Origin of the sequence: Methylomonas sp. LW13, from assembly GCF_016865255.1 — a bacterium.
GTDB lineage: Bacteria > Pseudomonadota > Gammaproteobacteria > Methylococcales > Methylomonadaceae > Methylomonas.
In genome coordinates this window covers 304291-321880 of sequence record NZ_CP033381.1, presented here as the reverse complement: position 1 = coordinate 321880, position 17590 = coordinate 304291, and the positions used below count along the sequence as shown (strand labels likewise).

General features: G+C 52.6%; 16 protein-coding genes. 9 read left to right on the top strand and 7 right to left on the bottom strand.

Annotation, left to right across the window (positions count from 1 at the left end; translation table 11 throughout):
* The first annotated feature begins 15 nt into the window (after nucleotides 1–15).
* The 6 genes from hemE to JL719_RS01365 all read left to right on the top strand — a co-directional run bounded on the left by hemE (nucleotide 16) and on the right by JL719_RS01365 (nucleotide 6138).
* Complete coding sequence (gene hemE / locus JL719_RS01390; RefSeq protein WP_033158211.1) at nucleotides 16–1080, top strand: uroporphyrinogen decarboxylase; 1065 nt, start codon at nucleotides 16–18, stop codon at nucleotides 1078–1080.
* A 275-nt stretch (nucleotides 1081–1355) separates the two neighbouring features.
* Nucleotides 1356–1775, top strand: coding sequence for a secondary thiamine-phosphate synthase enzyme YjbQ (locus JL719_RS01385; protein ID WP_033158212.1), 420 nt, complete (start codon nucleotides 1356–1358; stop codon nucleotides 1773–1775).
* 10 nt (nucleotides 1776–1785) lie between these two features.
* Nucleotides 1786–2244 carry a DUF411 domain-containing protein gene (locus JL719_RS01380; protein WP_033158213.1) on the top strand — a complete coding sequence of 153 codons (459 nt, stop codon included), beginning with the start codon at nucleotides 1786–1788 and terminating at the stop codon, nucleotides 2242–2244.
* A gap of 70 nt (nucleotides 2245–2314) precedes the next feature.
* Nucleotides 2315–3268: an NAD-dependent epimerase/dehydratase family protein gene (locus tag JL719_RS01375; protein ID WP_033158214.1), complete on the top strand. Its 954-nt coding sequence runs from the start codon at nucleotides 2315–2317 to the stop codon at nucleotides 3266–3268.
* A gap of 6 nt (nucleotides 3269–3274) precedes the next feature.
* Entirely contained in the window at nucleotides 3275–4306 is a 1032-nt protein-coding gene (locus JL719_RS01370) for an MraY family glycosyltransferase (protein WP_033158215.1), read from the top strand.
* Complete coding sequence (locus tag JL719_RS01365) at nucleotides 4303–6138, top strand: polysaccharide biosynthesis protein (protein WP_033158310.1); 1836 nt, start codon at nucleotides 4303–4305, stop codon at nucleotides 6136–6138. Before JL719_RS01370 ends, JL719_RS01365 begins: the two co-directional genes overlap by 4 nt.
* A 77-nt stretch (nucleotides 6139–6215) precedes the next feature.
* Here JL719_RS01365 and JL719_RS01360 read toward each other — a convergent pair whose 3' ends face one another.
* The 6 genes from JL719_RS01360 to JL719_RS01335 all read right to left on the bottom strand — a co-directional run bounded on the left by JL719_RS01360 (nucleotide 6216) and on the right by JL719_RS01335 (nucleotide 13494).
* The gene (locus JL719_RS01360) at nucleotides 6216–6965 is read right to left on the bottom strand and encodes a class I SAM-dependent methyltransferase (protein ID WP_033158216.1); all 750 of its coding nucleotides are present in this window, start codon (nucleotides 6963–6965) and stop codon (nucleotides 6216–6218) included.
* A gap of 43 nt (nucleotides 6966–7008) precedes the next feature.
* On the bottom strand, nucleotides 7009–7980 hold the full coding sequence (motB, locus tag JL719_RS01355; RefSeq protein WP_033158217.1) for a flagellar motor protein MotB: 972 nt from the start codon (nucleotides 7978–7980) through the stop codon (nucleotides 7009–7011).
* Between the two features lie 11 nt (nucleotides 7981–7991).
* Nucleotides 7992–8837: a flagellar motor stator protein MotA gene (motA, locus tag JL719_RS01350; protein WP_033158218.1), complete on the bottom strand. Its 846-nt coding sequence runs from the start codon at nucleotides 8835–8837 to the stop codon at nucleotides 7992–7994.
* Nucleotides 8838–8953: 116 nt separating this feature from the next.
* Nucleotides 8954–11620: an MMPL family transporter gene (locus tag JL719_RS01345; protein WP_033158219.1), complete on the bottom strand. Its 2667-nt coding sequence runs from the start codon at nucleotides 11618–11620 to the stop codon at nucleotides 8954–8956.
* Between the two features lie 2 nt (nucleotides 11621–11622).
* Nucleotides 11623–12606, bottom strand: a complete 984-nt coding sequence (locus JL719_RS01340; RefSeq protein WP_033158220.1) for a calcium/sodium antiporter — start codon at nucleotides 12604–12606, stop codon at nucleotides 11623–11625.
* A 60-nt stretch (nucleotides 12607–12666) separates the two neighbouring features.
* Nucleotides 12667–13494 carry an undecaprenyl-diphosphate phosphatase gene (locus tag JL719_RS01335; RefSeq protein ID WP_033158221.1) on the bottom strand — a complete coding sequence of 276 codons (828 nt, stop codon included), beginning with the start codon at nucleotides 13492–13494 and terminating at the stop codon, nucleotides 12667–12669.
* Between the two features lie 316 nt (nucleotides 13495–13810).
* Here JL719_RS01335 and JL719_RS01330 point away from each other — a divergent pair, with 316 nt between their 5' ends.
* The 3 genes from JL719_RS01330 to JL719_RS01320 all read left to right on the top strand — a co-directional run bounded on the left by JL719_RS01330 (nucleotide 13811) and on the right by JL719_RS01320 (nucleotide 17081).
* Complete coding sequence (locus JL719_RS01330) at nucleotides 13811–15373, top strand: bifunctional aminoglycoside phosphotransferase/ATP-binding protein (protein ID WP_033158311.1); 1563 nt, start codon at nucleotides 13811–13813, stop codon at nucleotides 15371–15373.
* Nucleotides 15374–15547: 174 nt separating this feature from the next.
* Nucleotides 15548–15982, top strand: a complete 435-nt coding sequence (locus JL719_RS01325) for a hypothetical protein (protein WP_033158222.1) — start codon at nucleotides 15548–15550, stop codon at nucleotides 15980–15982.
* 394 nt (nucleotides 15983–16376) lie between these two features.
* Nucleotides 16377–17081 (top strand): DUF2490 domain-containing protein, encoded by a 705-nt coding sequence (locus JL719_RS01320; protein ID WP_033158223.1) that lies wholly within the window; start codon nucleotides 16377–16379, stop codon nucleotides 17079–17081.
* 108 nt (nucleotides 17082–17189) lie between these two features.
* On the opposite strand, the gene JL719_RS01315 is transcribed toward JL719_RS01320, so the two are convergent.
* Nucleotides 17190–17495 (bottom strand): hypothetical protein, encoded by a 306-nt coding sequence (locus tag JL719_RS01315; RefSeq protein ID WP_033158224.1) that lies wholly within the window; start codon nucleotides 17493–17495, stop codon nucleotides 17190–17192.
* Between the last annotated feature and the right edge of the window lie 95 nt (nucleotides 17496–17590).

Here is a 17590-nt window from a genome sequence, read left to right as displayed (position 1 = left end):
TCCCAATCGAAACGAATGACCAACTTACAAAACGATTTATTCTTAAAAGCCCTGTTAAGACAGCCCGTCGACCGCACCCCCGTCTGGATGATGCGCCAAGCCGGACGTTATTTACCCGAGTATCGGGAAGTACGCACCAAGGCCGGCAGCTTCATGCAGCTTTGTACCAACCCGGAATTGGCCTGCGAAGTGACGCTGCAACCGCTGGAACGTTTTAACTTCGACGCGGCCATCTTGTTTTCCGATATTTTGACTATCCCCGACGCGATGGGCTTGGGCCTGTCGTTTGCCGAAGGCGAAGGCCCGCAATTCGCCAATCCGGTCAGAACCGCAGCCGACATTGCCAAATTACCGATTCCCGATCCGGAAACCGAATTGCGTTATGTGATCGACGCCGTGCGCTTGATCAAAACCAATCTGCACGGCAAGGTACCCTTGATTGGCTTTTCCGGCAGTCCCTGGACGCTGGCGACTTACATGGTGGAAGGCAAAAGCAGCAAAAGCTTTCAAAAAGTCAAAAGCCTAATGTTCGAACAGCCGCAACTGATGCATCAAATGCTGGATAAGCTGGCGCAGTCGGTAGCCGCCTATTTGAATGCGCAAATTGCCGCCGGCGCCGACGCCGTGATGGTGTTCGATACCTGGGGCGGCATGCTCAGCCATGACGATTACCTGGAGTTTTCGTTGCGCTATGCGCGGCAAGTGCGCGAGCTATTGAACACGCGTCGCGACGGCCGGCAAATTCCGACCATATTATTTACCAAGGGCGGCGGTCTATGGCTGGAAGCGATGGCCGACACCGGCTACGACGCGCTGGGCCTGGACTGGCAAACCGACATCGGCCAAGCCCGCACCCGCGTCGGCGACCGGGTAGCGTTGCAGGGCAACATGGATCCGATTACTTTGTACGCGCAACCGGAAGTGATCCGCGAAAAAGTCGGCAAAGTGCTGCAAGGTTTCGGTAATGGCTCAGGACATGTGTTTAATCTGGGCCACGGCATTTTGCCGGACATTAATCCGGAACACGTCAAAGCCATGGTCGATGCGGTGCGGGAATTGAGTCCGCAATATCATCGCTAAATAAGGGCGTTTATACTTGAGGGCAATGCCGCTAAGTTACGCCTACCTCTCCCTTGCACCCACAGGGCATAAAGGAGAGGGCTGGGGTGAGGGGTGTAAATAATTGATTTTAATCTCCCTCATCCTAACCTTCTCCCGGCGGGAGAAGGAATTATCTACCTCAACTTTGCGGTATTGCTCCGGGATTAGAGGACCAATTGCGGAGTTTTACGATTCGCTGAATAATTTGCAGCCATCCAAATTTCCAGCATTTATCAATTTGTAACATTCTCGACATGTGGATTCAAAAACGCATCCAGCTAGCCGCGAAACCGCGTGGCTTTCATTTGATCACCCGGGAAATCGTCAGTCAGCTAGCCGAACTGGATAAAATTGAAATAGGCTTGGCCCATGTGTTTTTGCAACACACCTCGGCATCGCTGGCCATCAACGAAAATGCGGATGCGGATGTACGCCGGGACCTGGAAAGTTATTTCTCCCGGGCGGTAGCGGAAAATGAACCATACTACCGGCACACACTCGAAGGGCCGGACGACATGCCTGCCCATATAAAAACCGTTATATTGGGCAGCTCGCTAAGCATCCCGATCAGCGACGGCCAATTGGCCTTGGGAATTTGGCAAGGCATTTACTTATGCGAGCATCGCAATCGTGCCGGCAATCGCACCATCATCGTAACGCTACACGGCGAATAAAGAGGTATTTATGAACGCATCGAAATCAATCATGTTATTACTGGCGGCTCTCAGCCAAAACCTTTCCGCTGAAGAAGCAGGCAAGCCGCTGGAAATGACAGTCTATCGCAGCCCCACTTGCGGCTGCTGCGGTAAATGGCTGGAACATGCCAAACAAAACGGCTTTAAAATCAACGATGTGGTTAGCGACGACATGGAAACCATCAAAGCCCGTTTCGGTGTCCCCGAGAAGCTGGCGTCCTGCCATACTGCTGTCGTGGACGGCCACGTGATCGAAGGCCATGTGCCTGCTACCGATATTCAAAAGCTTTTGCAAAGCAAATCCAACATAGTCGGTATCGCCGCGCCGGGCATGCCGATGGGCAGCCCCGGCATGGAAATGGGCGGGCAGCAAGATGCGTACAAGGTGGTTTCCTTCGATAAAGAAGGTAAGTATGAAGTGTTTGCAGAGCATGGCAGCAAGCAATAACTCAACTTACGTACTCTCGCCGTCCGTTTAAATCGCTGCCAACCATTATGTCTTTTCGCCAACATATAGCATGACTAAGGCCCTCGTCACCGGTGCCAGCGGTTTTATCGGCGCGCACCTATGCCAAGCCTTGGTCAATCAGGATTATACGGTCAGAACATGCGGCCGCGCTGGGAATGGTGAGAACAACATCGCCTTGGATTTGGCAGCACTGGGAGCTTGCCCCCCGGAGTTGTGCGCCGACATAGACGTGGTGTTTCATCTGGCCGGCAAAGCCCACGCCTTGGCGGAAAGTCGGCAGGATGAGGCCGAATACCGGCAAATCAACACCGAAGGCACGCGCAAACTGCTGGAAGCCGCACAACAGGCCGGAGTGAAAGCCTTTGTGTTCTTCAGCAGCGTTAAAGCCGTCAGCCACACTAGCCGACAAGTCATGGATGAAACGGTCAACGCCCCCGCCTCAGATCCCTACGGTTTATCCAAATACGAAGCCGAACAACTGGTGCTGAACGGCGGCTACGTCCCGCATCCTGTGGTGTTACGGCCCAGCATGGTCTACGGCGACACCGGGAAAGGCAATCTGCCGCGCATGATCCACGCAATTCGCCGCGGCATATTCCCGCCGCTACCGGAATCCGGTAACCAGCGCTCCATGGTGCATGTCGATGATGTGGTGGCATCGGCATTGTTGGCTGCAGAAAATCCCGAAGCAGCCGGGCAGGTTTATATAGTCACGGATCAACAAAGCTATTCTACCCGGCAGATTTACGACGCGATCAGAGCCGCGCTCGGCAAGCGGCCTGTCGTCTGGTCGATACCGATGCCATTGCTAACCAGCTTAGCCAAATTGGGCGATGGCTTTGGCCGGCTGACGGGGCGACGCTTTCCTATCGATAGCGATAGCCTGGAAAAATTAACCGGTTCGGCGTGGTATTCGTCTGCTAAAATCGCCCGCGAATTGGGTTTTCAACCTCGCCAAACTCTCTGGAAAGCCCTGCCCGATATTATTCGCCATCTAAGTTAATCTAGCGTGCTACTGCTTTTTACTGTTACCTTGCTGCTCGCCGCCGTATTGACCGGCCTGATTCGCCGTTACGCCTTAACTTACAAGGTGCTGGACATTCCCAACCAACGCAGCTCACACAGCGTGCCAACCCCGCGCGGCGGCGGCTTGGCTATCGTGCTGGCCTTCAGCGTGGCGATGCTCCGGTTGTTTTTTGACCGGCAACTGACTGGCACTTCCCTGGCCTTGTTGGGCTCCACGCTATTGATAGCCGCTATCGGCTTTTGTGACGATCACGGCGAAGTGGCCGCGCGCTGGCGTTTCTTGACGCATTTACTGGCGGCGATCATCGCCCTGGAATTGTTGGGCGGCCTTCCCGTGGTATTGGTCCCCGCGCCATTCGACGCTCTCTTCGGGCGCTTAAGCGTCAATCCAGGCTGGTTGGGCTACCCCTTGGGAGCACTGTTTTTGGTGTGGAGCTTAAACCTGTTCAATTTCATGGACGGTACCGACGGCATTGCCGGCTCGGAAGCGCTGTTTGTATCCTCGGCATTGGCGGGCTATCTGTTTTTTATCGACCAAAGCTTATGCGGTGTTGCCTTGAGTTTGACGGCGGCGTGCGGCGGCTTTTTGCTGTGGAATTGGCCGAAAGCGAAAATCTTCATGGGCGATGTCGGTAGCGGCTTTATCGGGCTGTTGCTGGGTTTATTAATTTTACTGGCCGCACAACAGGCCGCCGTTCTGCTGTATTGCGGGCTGATTTTATTCGGTGCGTTTATCGTGGATGCCAGCTATACCCTGGCGGTCAGAATGTTCAGCGGACAAAAATGGTACGCGGCGCATTGCTCGCATACCTATCAGCATGCAGCCAAACGTTACGGACATTTGCCGGTGTTATTGGCAACCTGGGCAATTAATTGCGGTTGGCTGCTGCCTGTCTCCCTATGGATATTCAAGCATCCCAGCCATGCTTTGGCCGGCGTTATCGTGGCTTATCTGCCCTTAATCTATCTGGCTTACCGGTTTAAGGCCGGCAAATCCGAGTGGGTTATTTCGTGACCTTAAGATTCCGCTCCCGCACCACCATCTTTTTGCACGATCTGGCCATGATCCCGTTAGCGTGGTTCGGCGCTTACTGGCTACGCTTTAATCTGCAAAACATCCCGGACGAATTTTTTTATTCGGCCTTATTGTTCCTGCCTTGGGTCATAGCCATCCAAGTCAGTTTATTCTGGGTGTATGGTTTGTACCGCGGCGTTTGGCGGTTTTCCTCGCTGCCGGACCTGATCCGCATCGGCAAAGCGGTGTTGACCGGGATTTTTTTTATTGCCTCCGCCTTGTTTTTATACGACCGCCTGCACGGCGTGCCGCGTTCGGTCGTCCCCCTTTACGTGCTGATCCTGTTTTCCTTGCTCAGCATTCCGCGTTTGGTATATCGCTTTTGGAAGGAACAGACGTTCGCGGAGCGCGTGGGTAAGCGCGCATTGATCGTCGGTGCCGGTTCCGCCGGCGAAATGCTGGTGAGAGATTTATTGGCCAATGTCGATAGCGATTATGTGCCGATAGTGTTCGTCGACGACAACCATGGTAAATACAAGCGCGAAATTCGCGGCATCCGCGTCGCCGGCACGGTCGAGCAAATTCCGGAGTTAATCGAACGCTGGAATATCGAAACAGTGCTGATTGCCGTGCCGTCCGCCAGCGATCAGCAAATGCGCCGGATCGTGGAAATCTGCGAAAACTGCTCGGTGGATTTTCAGACCCTACCCTCGGTCAAAGAATTGCTGAGCGGCGCGGTCACCACCGCCAATCTACGTAGCGTTTCCATCGAAGATATTCTGGGGCGCACGCCGGTGAAGCTGGATTGGCCCGGCATTAAAAACCATCTACACGACAAAGTCATTTTGGTGACAGGCGGCGGCGGTTCGATAGGTTCCGAGCTTTGCAAGCAACTGGCGAGAGCCCAGCCGCGCAAGCTGATCGTATTCGATCAGTGCGAGTTTAATTTGTACAAAGTCAACGCCGACTTGAATCGGCTGTTTCCGGAGTTATCGCACCAAGCGGTGTTGGGCGATGTCGCCGATCCCGTTGCGGTGCAGCAATTAATTGCCGGGCAAAAACCGGAAATCGTGTTTCACGCCGCCGCTTATAAACATGTGCCTTTGCTGGAAAATCAGATCCGCGAAGCGGTGCATAACAACCTGATCGGCACCAAAATCCTGGCGGAAGCGGCGATTGCCGCCGGTGTGGCGCGCTTTGTATTAATTTCCACCGATAAAGCCGTCAATCCGACCAACGTGATGGGCGCCACCAAGCGGGCGGCGGAAATCCTCTGCCAAAACCTGAATCAGACCGGCAGCACTCGCTTTACCACGGTACGCTTCGGCAACGTGCTCGATTCGGCCGGTAGCGTGGTGCCGCTGTTTAGAGAGCAAATCAAGGCCGGCGGCCCTATCACGGTGACGCATCCGGATATTACCCGCTACTTCATGACGATTCCGGAAGCCTGCCAGCTCATCATGCAAGCGGAAACCATAGGCCAGGGCGGCGAAGTGTTTGTATTGGATATGGGCGAACCGGTCAAAATTACTTACCTGGCGGAGCAGATGATCCGCCTGAGCGGCAAAGTCCCGAATAAAGATATTGCCATTAAGATTGTCGGCTTGCGGCCCGGCGAAAAACTCTACGAAGAATTATTCCACGATCAGGAACAATTAATGGCAACCAGCCATGCGAAATTGCGCCTGGCCAAAGCCCGACTCTACGACTCGGTGGAATGGGCTAAACAGATTGAGGATTTGCAGAAGGAGTGCAGGAGCTACGATAACCAACAGCTGTTGGCCGGTTTGAAGCAGTTGGTCCCCGAATTTACGAATACGCCGGCGGCTTAATAATAGCGCTAAGACTCACTCTCTCCAGGCAATGTCATTGAGCTAAGCCCCTCCTGCTGAAGAAAGCCAAAGGGTTCTTAACTTTTCAGAGATCCACCTATCCGATAGCAATACAGCTTAGTTTTGCGGCTATCGTTCAGTTCGAGCACCGATTCGGGGTGGCTATCCGGTATCGGAAAAGAGGACGAGATAAATAAGCGGCCGTCCCGCATTTCCCGCCGGACTTTTTCGCCTATTTTCGCCATCACCAGCGGCGACAGGAAGGCGAACACCACATCAAACTCGCGTAAATCCTGCTCCCAAAAACTGGATCTGCCGACCCGGACATTAGCTAGATTGCGGCAACGCCATCTTGCCAGCAGCCAGGGTAGCGGCGCCCGCTCCAAGGCCACCACAGCCATGTCCGGCCGGGCTTTTGCAAGCGGCACGACAACGGTAGCCAGACCGGCGCCAATATCGATAAACGCTTGCGCCCGTTCGCGGCTTACTATTTCGATCAGCGCCTCGCTGACTGCGGAAGAGGACAAGAACAACGGTACATCGCCTTTCACTGTACCCCAAAATAATAGGGTTAGCAGCAGCAACATCAGCAGATACAGCCAAGCAGGCACTTGCCAGCTCAGCCCCATTAACACGGTCGGTATAAATAGCAAATGAATCGGCAGCCACCAGACAGGCTGGCGAAAACCGCGCGAAAACAGTGCGGCCAAGCCGGCCTGAATAGCGACAGCTTGCAAAACGCTAATGGGCAGGGGGATCAGTGCGCGTAAGCCCATCACAGCGACACAGGCCATTAGCTGACTCAGCAGAGCCTTGAATAACTGCATCAGATCCTTACCGTACGTTCAGCCTTGTACTGACCGGGCCAAATTAATGCGCAGCGCCTTCCGCCCCTGTAATTTTGGTATTTTGCTGTATCGTTGGCGACATGGCCGGCAAACCGGGCACAGAAGTATCGCTGCTGCCCGGTTTATCTTCGGCGCCATCGTGCAGCACCTGATTTTCGGTCTTTTTATTCATCACGACGATGGAAATCCGCCGATTCATCGGATCGTTAGGCACGTCGCCCTTGTAAGGAATACTGGATGCCAAGCCGACCACGCGCAGCACCTTGTCTTCACTGAGTCCGCCTTGGGTTAACTCACGGCGCGCCACATTGGCCCGATCGCTGGATAGCTCCCAGTTGGAATAACCGGTGCGATTGCTGGGAAACGGCAATGCGTCGGTATGGCCGTTGATGGTGACCTTGTTGGGTAATTCGTTGATCACCGGTGCCAACTCGCGCAGGATGGCTTGCGCATAGGTTTCGATACCGGAACTGGCCAGTTTGAACATCGGCCGATTTTGCGCATCGATAATCTGGATTTTCAAACCTTCCGGGGTGGTTTCCAGCTTGATCTGATCTTTATATTCCGCCAACTTGTCATTGGCTTTCAGCATGTCCTCGATTTTTTCCTGCAATTTTTCCAGCTTGAGTTTTTCCTGCTCTTCCGCCAGTTTTTCAATATCCTCAGGCGTTGGCTCGGCCGGGGTATTTTCCCCTTGATGCACTTGCCCCTCGTCTTGCGATTTCAAGTCCTGGCCGCCGGCCTGGATGATGCTGGTCCGGTCGCCGGAGCCCTCACCGGGGTTACTGACAATCGCGACGCCAAACGGGTTTTGGAAATATTCGGAAATGCCTTTTTTAGTTTTCTCGTCGGTGGAACCGAGTAACCACATCAACAGAAAGAAAGCCATCATCGCCGTCACGAAGTCGGCATAGGCAATTTTCCAGGCCCCGCCGTGGTGCCCACCGTGCCCACCCTTCTTGATTTTCTTGATGATTATGGGTTGTTCGGCCATTGTCGTTTACCTTATTTGCCGGCTTTCAATTGTTCTTCCAGCTCGGTAAAGGTCGGCCTGGCATGATGAGGAATCGCGGTACGCATGAACTCCACCGTCATCGCCGGCGAAGTACCTTTCGCGCAATTCAGCAGGCCTTTTTGCGTGCATTTATAGGCGTTGCTTTCTTCTTCCAGCCGCGCTTCCATGACCGACGCTACCGGGCCGATAAAGCCGTAAGACACCAAAATACCCAGGAAGGTACCGACCAGCGCCGCGGCGATCAGTTTGCCCAGTTCCGCCGGCGGAATCCCCACCGATTCCATCGTATGTACCACCCCCATTACCGCCGCGACGATACCGAAAGCCGGCATGCCGTCACCGACTTTTTGCACGGCTTTGATCGGCTCGTTGCCTTCGGCGTGGTGTACTTCGATTTCCGCGTCCATGATGTCTTCCAGTTGGTTGACATCGACACCGGTCAGGATCAGCCTGAGCTTGTCGCAAATAAACTCCATCAGATGGTGATCGTGGACGATTTTTTCACCGAATATCGAGCTACCCTCCGGATCGTCCACCACTTTTTCCAGGGACAACAAACCTTCCTTGCGGGCCTTCTGACTCAGCGCGTTAAAGCTCATCAGCAGCTCCATGTAGTACTCCTTGGTGTAGGTACTACCTTTCAGCGTGGCGGTTCCGCCGGCCATCGCCGCTTTACTGGTGGCCAGCGAGTTACTGGCCAGGAAGGAACCGAAGGCGGCACCGACGATGATCAGCACCTCAACCGGCTGCCAAAGCACGCCCAGATGGCCGCCGGCCATCAAAAAGCCGCCCAATACACAGCCTAAAATAATCACATAACCAATGATTACAAACATGGTTGCCTCTAAAAAACTAAAAGTTAATTATAAAAATCAAACTTACCCTGGGTTCGCTACCTTTACCGGCCGCCATGTAAGTTGCCGGATAAGTCTAGGCTATGGTTTTCAAACTCTCAGGCTAAATGCTCAGTTTTTTTTAAAACCAGCTTGCTGATAGCCGGCAGCACCACAAAAGTACACGTCATGATCCAGAAAATGCCGATAGTGATGACCAAACCCATGCTGGAGATGCCCTGATGCGGGGAAAATGCCAAACCAACAAAGCTGGAAATGGTGGTCAACGCGCCGTAGAACATCCCGCGCGCGGTACTGGATTGATAAATATTCTGATCCTCGGACAACGAATGATGCAATTTTTCAACCATATGGATGCCGTTATCGACACCCAGCCCCATTAACAGAGGCAAGGCGATAATATTGGCAAAATTGATCGGCGTGCCGGTAAACACGGTAGTTGCCATTGTGAACAAGCCGGCCAACACTAAGGGTGTCATCACCAACAGCGTGTCGACGATACTGCGGCGTATGAACATCAACAGCAAGGCAATCGCCACCAGGGCAATGATGATGGCTTCCTGGAAGGCACCGATCACCGCTTTCATGGATTCCCAATACATGACCGGCAAATCGGTGGCATTGGGCGCTACGGCCTGTACGTCGGTGATGAAAGCCTGCAAGTTACCGAGATCGTTCAAATCTTCCTTGGGAAAAATCTGAATCCGGTATAAGCCGTCTTTACTCAACCAGCGTTCCTTGATTTCCGCCGGGATACTGGTCGGTACAATTTCCTCGGCATGGAAACCGACGAGTAGCTGGTTCATGACCGTGGGCAAAGTGCCGAGCAACGAGGTTTGAATCTTCTCGATAAACACGCCGCGGTCCGGCTGGAATCTGGCTTCCAATTCCACCATCACGTCTTGCAACTGCTGTTTAAAGGTTTGCAGGGATTCGATGTCCGCCGGATTGGTTTTTTTCGGCAAATTGGCATCAATCGCGGCGATCATCCGCTTGATGGCCGGCAAGGGATCAGTGCCGGTTTTCAATTGCGGGAAAAACTGGCTCTGCGGACCCAGCGTCAGCACCATATCGTCGATGATACCCAATTTGCTTTCTTGATCGTCAGGCACAAAGTCGAACAAGCTGACGGTTTTATCGACGGTTTTCAGACTCTCCAGCTTTTTCTGCGCCGCTCTGGCTTCGTCTTCGTTTTTCACCAAAACCGTCAAGGTCATCGGCGAAGTTTCGCGCTCTTTCATCAAGTCCTTGAAGGCAATCACCGACTCGGTATGCGGATCGCGCAGATTCAAGGGATTGAAATCGGTTTGCACCTGAAACACAAAATACACGGCAACCACCGCGCCAAGCAAAGTCAACAAGGAAATCGGTTTGGCATAGTGCAACGTAAAGTGCGCCAACACATGGGTAAACTTCGATTCGCCGGGTTGTTCGCCATGCAATTGATGCACGGGCGGATTCGGCAACACCTTAAGCAGCACCGGCAGCACGGTCAGCGTAATGAATAAGCAAATGAACAAGCTGGTACCGGCCAGCAAACCCAACTCGGAAATGCCTTGGTAGTCGGTGGGAATAAAGGCATACAAACCGATGGAGGTAGTGCCGGCGCACAAAATCAAAGACGGACTGGTTGCCAACAAGGCCGAACGAATCGCTTTGCCCTTGTCGCTGCCGTAGAGATCCAGATTGTCGCGATAACGCAGGCAAAAATGGATCGCATACTCCACGCCCAAACCAATATTGGAGACCGCGAAGGCAACAGAAATCAGATTCAGTTGTTTCACCGCCACGGAGGCGAACAATCCGCAAAACACCATGCCCAAAGCCAATGTCAGTAAGGTAGCCAGCATCAACAGCCAGGAGCGGTACGCAACCAATAAAATGCCGCAGACCAGCACGATAGAAAAAATGCTGGCGGTGAAGGTACCCTCACTCATCCCGGCCATTTCGTCGTGCTCCAAACCGACTTCGCCGGTCACCCAAACTTTGACAGCCGGCATATTGGGGTCTTGAATTTTGTCGGCCGCTTGACGGATAACCTTGATCGCCGGCTCCACTGGCAAAATCTGGCTGTAGTCGAATTTTGGCGTGACGAAGATAAACGCCTTGTCCGATTGCTCTTCGCTGATCTTGTTTTCGGCGATCAGTTTTTGCCAGGACAGTAAATCGGTTTCGCCGTTCAGAGTTTTATGCAGGGAATTGCTGACCTTGTCGATCAGCGACATCAGGTCGATGGGTACTTCTTCGGTCTTGGTTTCCGCGTTCAGCGCGTCTTCGAAGATAGAGAAAAAACCGTTCAGACTGGGATCTTGAGAGATTCGGCCGATAAACGGCTGGGCTTGCGCCAGCGTCACCGAAAAATCCTGCAACTTATCGGTATCCAGATACAGCAGGCCATTGCGCTGAAAAAACGCATTTTCATCCGGCCGATAGACTTTGGTGAAATGTTCGGTATCCGCTCTAAGCTCCCGGCTCAAGCGTTGGGCAGCGGCCTTGGTCAACTCCGGACTGGAAGACTCGATCACCAGCAGCAAGGTATGGACTTCCTGGCCGAACTGCTGTTCGAATTTGCGGCGGTTTTGCTGAAACGGCGCTTCCGGAGCGATCAGTTCCGCCGTATCGGTGTTGACGGTCAGATGATTGCCGGTGTATTGCGCGGCCAGATAAGCCAAGATTACCGAAGCCAGTAACACTAACCCCGGCGAATACAGCAGCCAGTTGCCCCATCGAAAGGCAATATTTCCCAAACGTTTTTCCAAGGACATGCTTAAGCGCTCACGACGGTGTTAATCAAGTACACGGTGTAACTGGCGTAAATGGCCAACAAGATGCCGCCTTCAACCCGATTGATGCGGCCTTGCTCGCCCTTCCTGGCATATCCCAAAAAGAACAGCGACACCGTTAACAAGGCCATCAGCGGCCAATCGCGATTAACGATTTCCACTGGAATCGACATCGGCTGAATCACCCCGGCCAAACCCACCACCGCCAATGTGTTGAATAAATTGGAGCCGATGATATTACCCAGGGCCAGATCGTGCTCGCCTTTACGGGCGGCGGCAATCGACGACGCCAACTCAGGCAAGGAGGTACCGATGGCGACGATGGTCAAACCAATCACCAAATCGCTGACGCCCAAATCCTGGGCAATCGATACCGCACCCCAAACCAATAAGCGGGAACTGATCACTAATAACAGCAAACCGGAAACCAGCCAGATGACAGCCTGAGCGCAGGACATCGCATGCTCTTCCAATTCTTCAGCAACTTCTTCGCCTAACACGTCGGTCGTCTCGGCTGTTTTACTCATCCCTTGCCGGACCATCCAGGTCATCACGCCAACGAATACCGCCAGTTCCAGCACCGCATCCATCCGCGACAGATCGCCGTCGTATACCTGACCGAGCACGAACAGGGTCACGGCAAACAATACCGGCAGTTCTTTTTTAACGATTTGCGAATGGACGGTAATGGGACTGATCAAGGCGACCATCCCCAGAATCAAGGCAATATTGGTGATATTCGACCCGTAAGCATTGCCCAGCGCTAAGCCTGGATTGCCTTGCCAGGCCGACAAGGCGGACACTGACAACTCCGGCGCGGAGGTGCCGAAACCGATCACCACCATACCTATTAATAACGGCGACATGCCCAGAAAACGCGCTATCGCCGCAGCTCCTTCGACAAAAATATCGGCACTCCAAACCAACACAATCAGACCGATGACTATCATCAACAGTGGCAAAGCCATAACCTACCCTTAATTTTAAAGATCAAAAAACCGAAATACTGCCCTACGTGACGCCGAATGCTAATCCACCGTCCACTGCACCAAACCGCTGTAAGCACTGGCAATCACCACCACGCCAAACACAATCCGATACCAGGCAAAAATGATGAAATCGTGATGACTGATGTAACGCAGCAAACCTTTAACCGCCAGCAAGGCACTGATAAAAGCCGCGACTAATCCCACCGCGAACGACAGCGCATCGCTTTCGATATGCAGTAAGTCGCGGTGCTTGTATAAGTCGTACAGACTGGCAACGACCAAGGTGGGAATCGCCAAAAAGAAAGAAAACTCGGTAGACGCCTTACGCGACAAACCGAACAGCAAGCCGCCGATAATGGTCGCGCCGGAACGGGAGGTGCCGGGGATCAAGGCAAAAGCTTGGGCGATACCCAATTTCAAGGCATCCAGCGGACTGAGATCGTCAACATTATCGACCCGGATTTTATGCTCGCGTTTTTCCGCCCAGATAATCACGAACGCACCAATGATAAACGCCAACGCCACCGGCACCGGCTTGAACAGCGCGGCCTTGATATGTTTGCCAAACAACAAGCCCAGCGTCGCCAGCGGCATAAACGCAATCGCCAGATTCAACACAAATTTTTGTGCTTGCCTGTCGCTGGTCAATCCGCTCAATACCGAGCCGATCTTGGCCCGGTATTCCCAGCAAATCGCCAGAATCGCGCCGACCTGAATGACGATGGTAAACAGCTTGGCCTTGTCGTCATTAAAATTCAGCAAATCGCCGGCTAGAATTAAATGGCCGGTGCTGGAAATGGGGAGAAATTCGGTTAATCCTTCAACTACGCCGAGTATCAGGGATTTAATGATGAGGGTAATGTCCATTTTTTATCAGGCTCCGTACCAGTCAGGTACCAGGGTCGAAATCAGCATGTCGATGAAGTTGATGTAAACCAGTCGAATTTGGTAAGCCTATGAAAAAGCCATATAAGCGGGGCGGGATTATAGTCGAAATCTCAACCATTACGTAACTTTACGCTGTAAGGCACGGCAAATCCTGGCATTTATGACCGACATGCCTAGCAGCAATTTAGGTTTGGGCGTGCTTTGCATAGCGCTCGCCGGTCTGCCAGAATCGCCGGCAGTACAAGGCACTGCCGTTGCAGTATTAATCCCGCTCAGTCTGGGAAGGTGTTTAACCATGGCCATTGCATATCCCCCACTGATAAGCGCTCTTTGCGATCCGGCCTGTTTCCCGCATCCGGTCAAACGGGTCACCGTACTGGAAACCCATATTTCCTGGGTGTTGCTGGCCGGCCGCTATGCTTACAAGATTAAAAAACCGGTCGATTTGGGCTTTTTGGATTTCAGCCAACTTAGCCAGCGCTACTTTTACTGCCAGGAAGAAATTCGCTTGAATCGGCGTCTGGCGCCCGGCATTTATTTGCAGGTGGCGGCTATTGGCGGGTGCCCCAAACAACCCCGAATCAACGTGGAGCCGGCGTTTGAATATGCGGTAAAAATGCGCCGCTTTGCAGCCGATAAGTTGATGGATACGTTACTGGCCCAAGCGGAAGTTACGCCAACGCATATCGACAGCTTGGCCGACACTATCGCCCGGTTTCATAGGGGCTTGGCGCCGGCGAGTCCGGACTCGAACTACGGCTCTCCGGCCACCATTGAAGCGCCGGCCCGGCAAAATTTTCAGCAATTGCTTGAGTTGATGAAACCCGAAGATGCCGCATTGATCAAGTCAATGCAAGATAACTGTCGGCAGGCATTTTTGGCGGCCGAAAACCTGTTTTCACAGCGGCAACAAGCCGGCTTTATTCGTGAATGCCACGGAGACCTGCATCTGGGCAATATCGTGCTGTTAAGAGGCCGGCCGGTCGCATTCGACGGTATCGAGTTTTCGCCGGAATTGCGCTGGATAGATACGATCAGCGATGCGGCATTCCTGATCATGGACTTGCTCCATCGCGGGCGCGCCGATCTGGCGTACCGGTTTTTGAACGCCTATTTGCAAATCAGCGGCGATTACGCTGGCCTCGGCGTGTTGCGCTTTTATCTCAGTTACCGAGCTGCCGTGCGCGCGAAGATCGCCGGCTTTAGGTTCGCGCAAACCGGCGCAGAAACGGCCAGACAAGCATGCCTAAGTTATTTAAATTTGGCCGACAGCAGTTTAAGCCCGCGCAAACCGGCATTAATTCTTACCCACGGTTTACCCGGTTGCGGTAAAAGCGCGGTATCGCAATTACTATTGGAAAAACATCAGCTGATCCGCTTGCGTTCGGATGTCGAGAGAAAACGGCTGTTTGGGTTAAGCGCCCTGCAAAAAAGCGGTTCGGCAATCGATAGCGGCATATACCATCCACAAGCCGGCCAAAAAACCTACCAACATTTGCTAGACCTAGCACAAACTCTGCTTAAATTCGGGTTCCCGGTTATTGTCGATGCCGCATTTTTGCAACACGCCCAACGCCGCCCGTTCCAGTTACTAGCACAAAGCCTGGGAATTCCTTTCGTCATTGTTTCGATACAGGCTAAGGACAAGGTGCTGCAGCAACGCATACAGCGTAGACAAGAACAAGGCGGCGACCCATCGGAAGCCGACTTGAGCGTATTGGACAAAGCCAAGACAGGCGCCGAAGCATTGCAAACCGAAGAGCTGCCGTACAAACTCGTATTGACCAACAATAGCGACGGTCTGGACGAAATCGATCAACAAGCAGCTTGGCACGAGCTGGCGCGAACATTGGAATAAGCCAAGCCAGACCGGCGTTTGCCGAAACGGACGCGGTAAAACTGCGCGCTTGGACAATATTAAATTCACGGTAAATTAGGCGGAGAGGGTTGGCATTTCCTACTGTCCACGATCTTTGTTAGAATCGCGGGTGATCGCTAGATAATTAAACCAATAAAAACCACCATTTGAGCCATGAATAAAAAGAAAATTATAATATTTGCCGTCTGTCTGGCAGGCCTGCTAGCCATTCAGATTAAGTTTTTCCTGCCGTTTATGTACGACATCGCCGCTTCCGATTTATTTTTGGTGGAAAGCAAGGACGCGGCCAACCCTATGTCCATCAGCACAGACATGACCGCTATGGCGTTCGCCCACTGCAACACCTACATCAAAAACGAAGCCGACGAAGATCAAAGCCTGTCATTTGCCAGCCAACCGACCAATGCCTGGACTCTCGGCAACTACGAATATATTGTCAATGCCGACGTGGAAATCAGCGGCAAAGACAGCCCCAACGTGATGCGTCACTACGCTTGCCGGATCCAATACGGCAAAGGCGACGACACCTCCGGAGCCAGCGATTTCGAAAATTGGTCCGTCGAAGGCGTAAGCGGCTTGACCGATTAAGCCGAATTCATTTCGCTGACACACCCCCTCCGGCAACCGGAGGGTTTGTCTAAAACCGCTCTAAATCACGTCACCGTTTAATACCTTTTGCTGTTGCAGACTTCTTTGGCAAACAGCTTGTCTGCAATGTAATCGGGCCAAAACCCTCTTTCGGGTTTTCCCGCTCCTACAAAGCCGCATGGCGGCAAGCAGATGACTTACGCTCGACTCCCTGAATCAACAAACTTATAAACCTAAGCCTCTGCGTAGCACGCAGAATACGTGCCCTGAGTAAGCACATTTATCAAGAATTGAGATAAGCTTATCCCCAGCAGATAAACCGTGCACCCGCACACGCAAAGCCCCGCTGACCGTGACGCCGTTCGTTTCAAATCAAGTTCTTCGGTACCAACACATGCAAAAAACTCACTTAGCCCTGCTGTTCACCGGCCTTACGCTGACATCGTTCGCAGTTGAAGCCGGCCCCGTGCAAGACGATTTCAGCACCTGGATCAGCAATACCTATCAAACCGATTTCGGCGGCAGCCCCTATTTAGTTTTTCTGGAATTGGCACCGCGCACCAAAACCGACAATACCTTGTTTAATCAAATTATTGTCCGTCCACTGCTCGGCTATAAGCTAACCAACAAATTGCAGCTCTGGCTAGGTTATACCTGGCAAGGCGAATACAACGAGCAAACCGACTTTGAAATGGCCACTAACGATGCGATGCAGCAGGTGCAGTGGATAGATAATTGGACGTCGCAATTGAATTTTCAGTACCGGTTTCGTCTCGAGCAACGCTTCTTTGCCCACGAAGGCGACGTCGGCCATCGCATGCGGCACCGCTTCCGTCTAGTCTATTCAATACCGGACAGCCAAGCTTATCTAATCGCGCTTGATGAGCTGTTTGTGTATTTCAATTCCATAGACGAGGGCCGGCTGGCGCGATCCGTGCAAACCGGTATCAACCAAAATCGCAGTTATGTCGGGGTGGGCTACAAAGTAACCAAAAATTTGAATGTCGATACCGGCTATCAATTGCAATACATCCATAACTACGGCTCGCCCGATATCACCAATCACGTTTGGCTAACCAATATCAATGTCAATTTCTAAGCCAGAGAAATGCGGGGATTTTTCGCTACCACCAGCGAGGCACTAAAACCAAGCTGGAGACTGACTCTATATGCAGCCCGCCTGGGCTGCATATAGAATCCTCGGCTCTCAGCTAAAAAAGCTCAACCGGTTTTTCACTTCCACAGCAACCAAGGCATCGTAATGACGCCGCAATACCGAGTCCGTAGGACGCGGAAATAAAGTGGCTTCAATTTCGCTTTGCAGCTGTTCCAGAAAACTGGAGCTTGGTTCCGTGCTGTCAGTAGCGACAGACTGGCTGGTCGAAGTTGCTGGCGTTTGGCCTTTAGCGGAACGAAATAGTTTGCCGAAAAAGGAAAGTTCGCAACCCTGAGACGAGTATGCGCACGCAGCGACCAGGCCGCTCAGTATGAACAATACAATGGCTTCGAACATATCAACACCTCATGACTAATAAAGAATACCGGCCAAACCAGGTTGCAAAGTCAACAAGGCCTATGCCGGCGACTCTTGCTTAGCAATTAGAATGC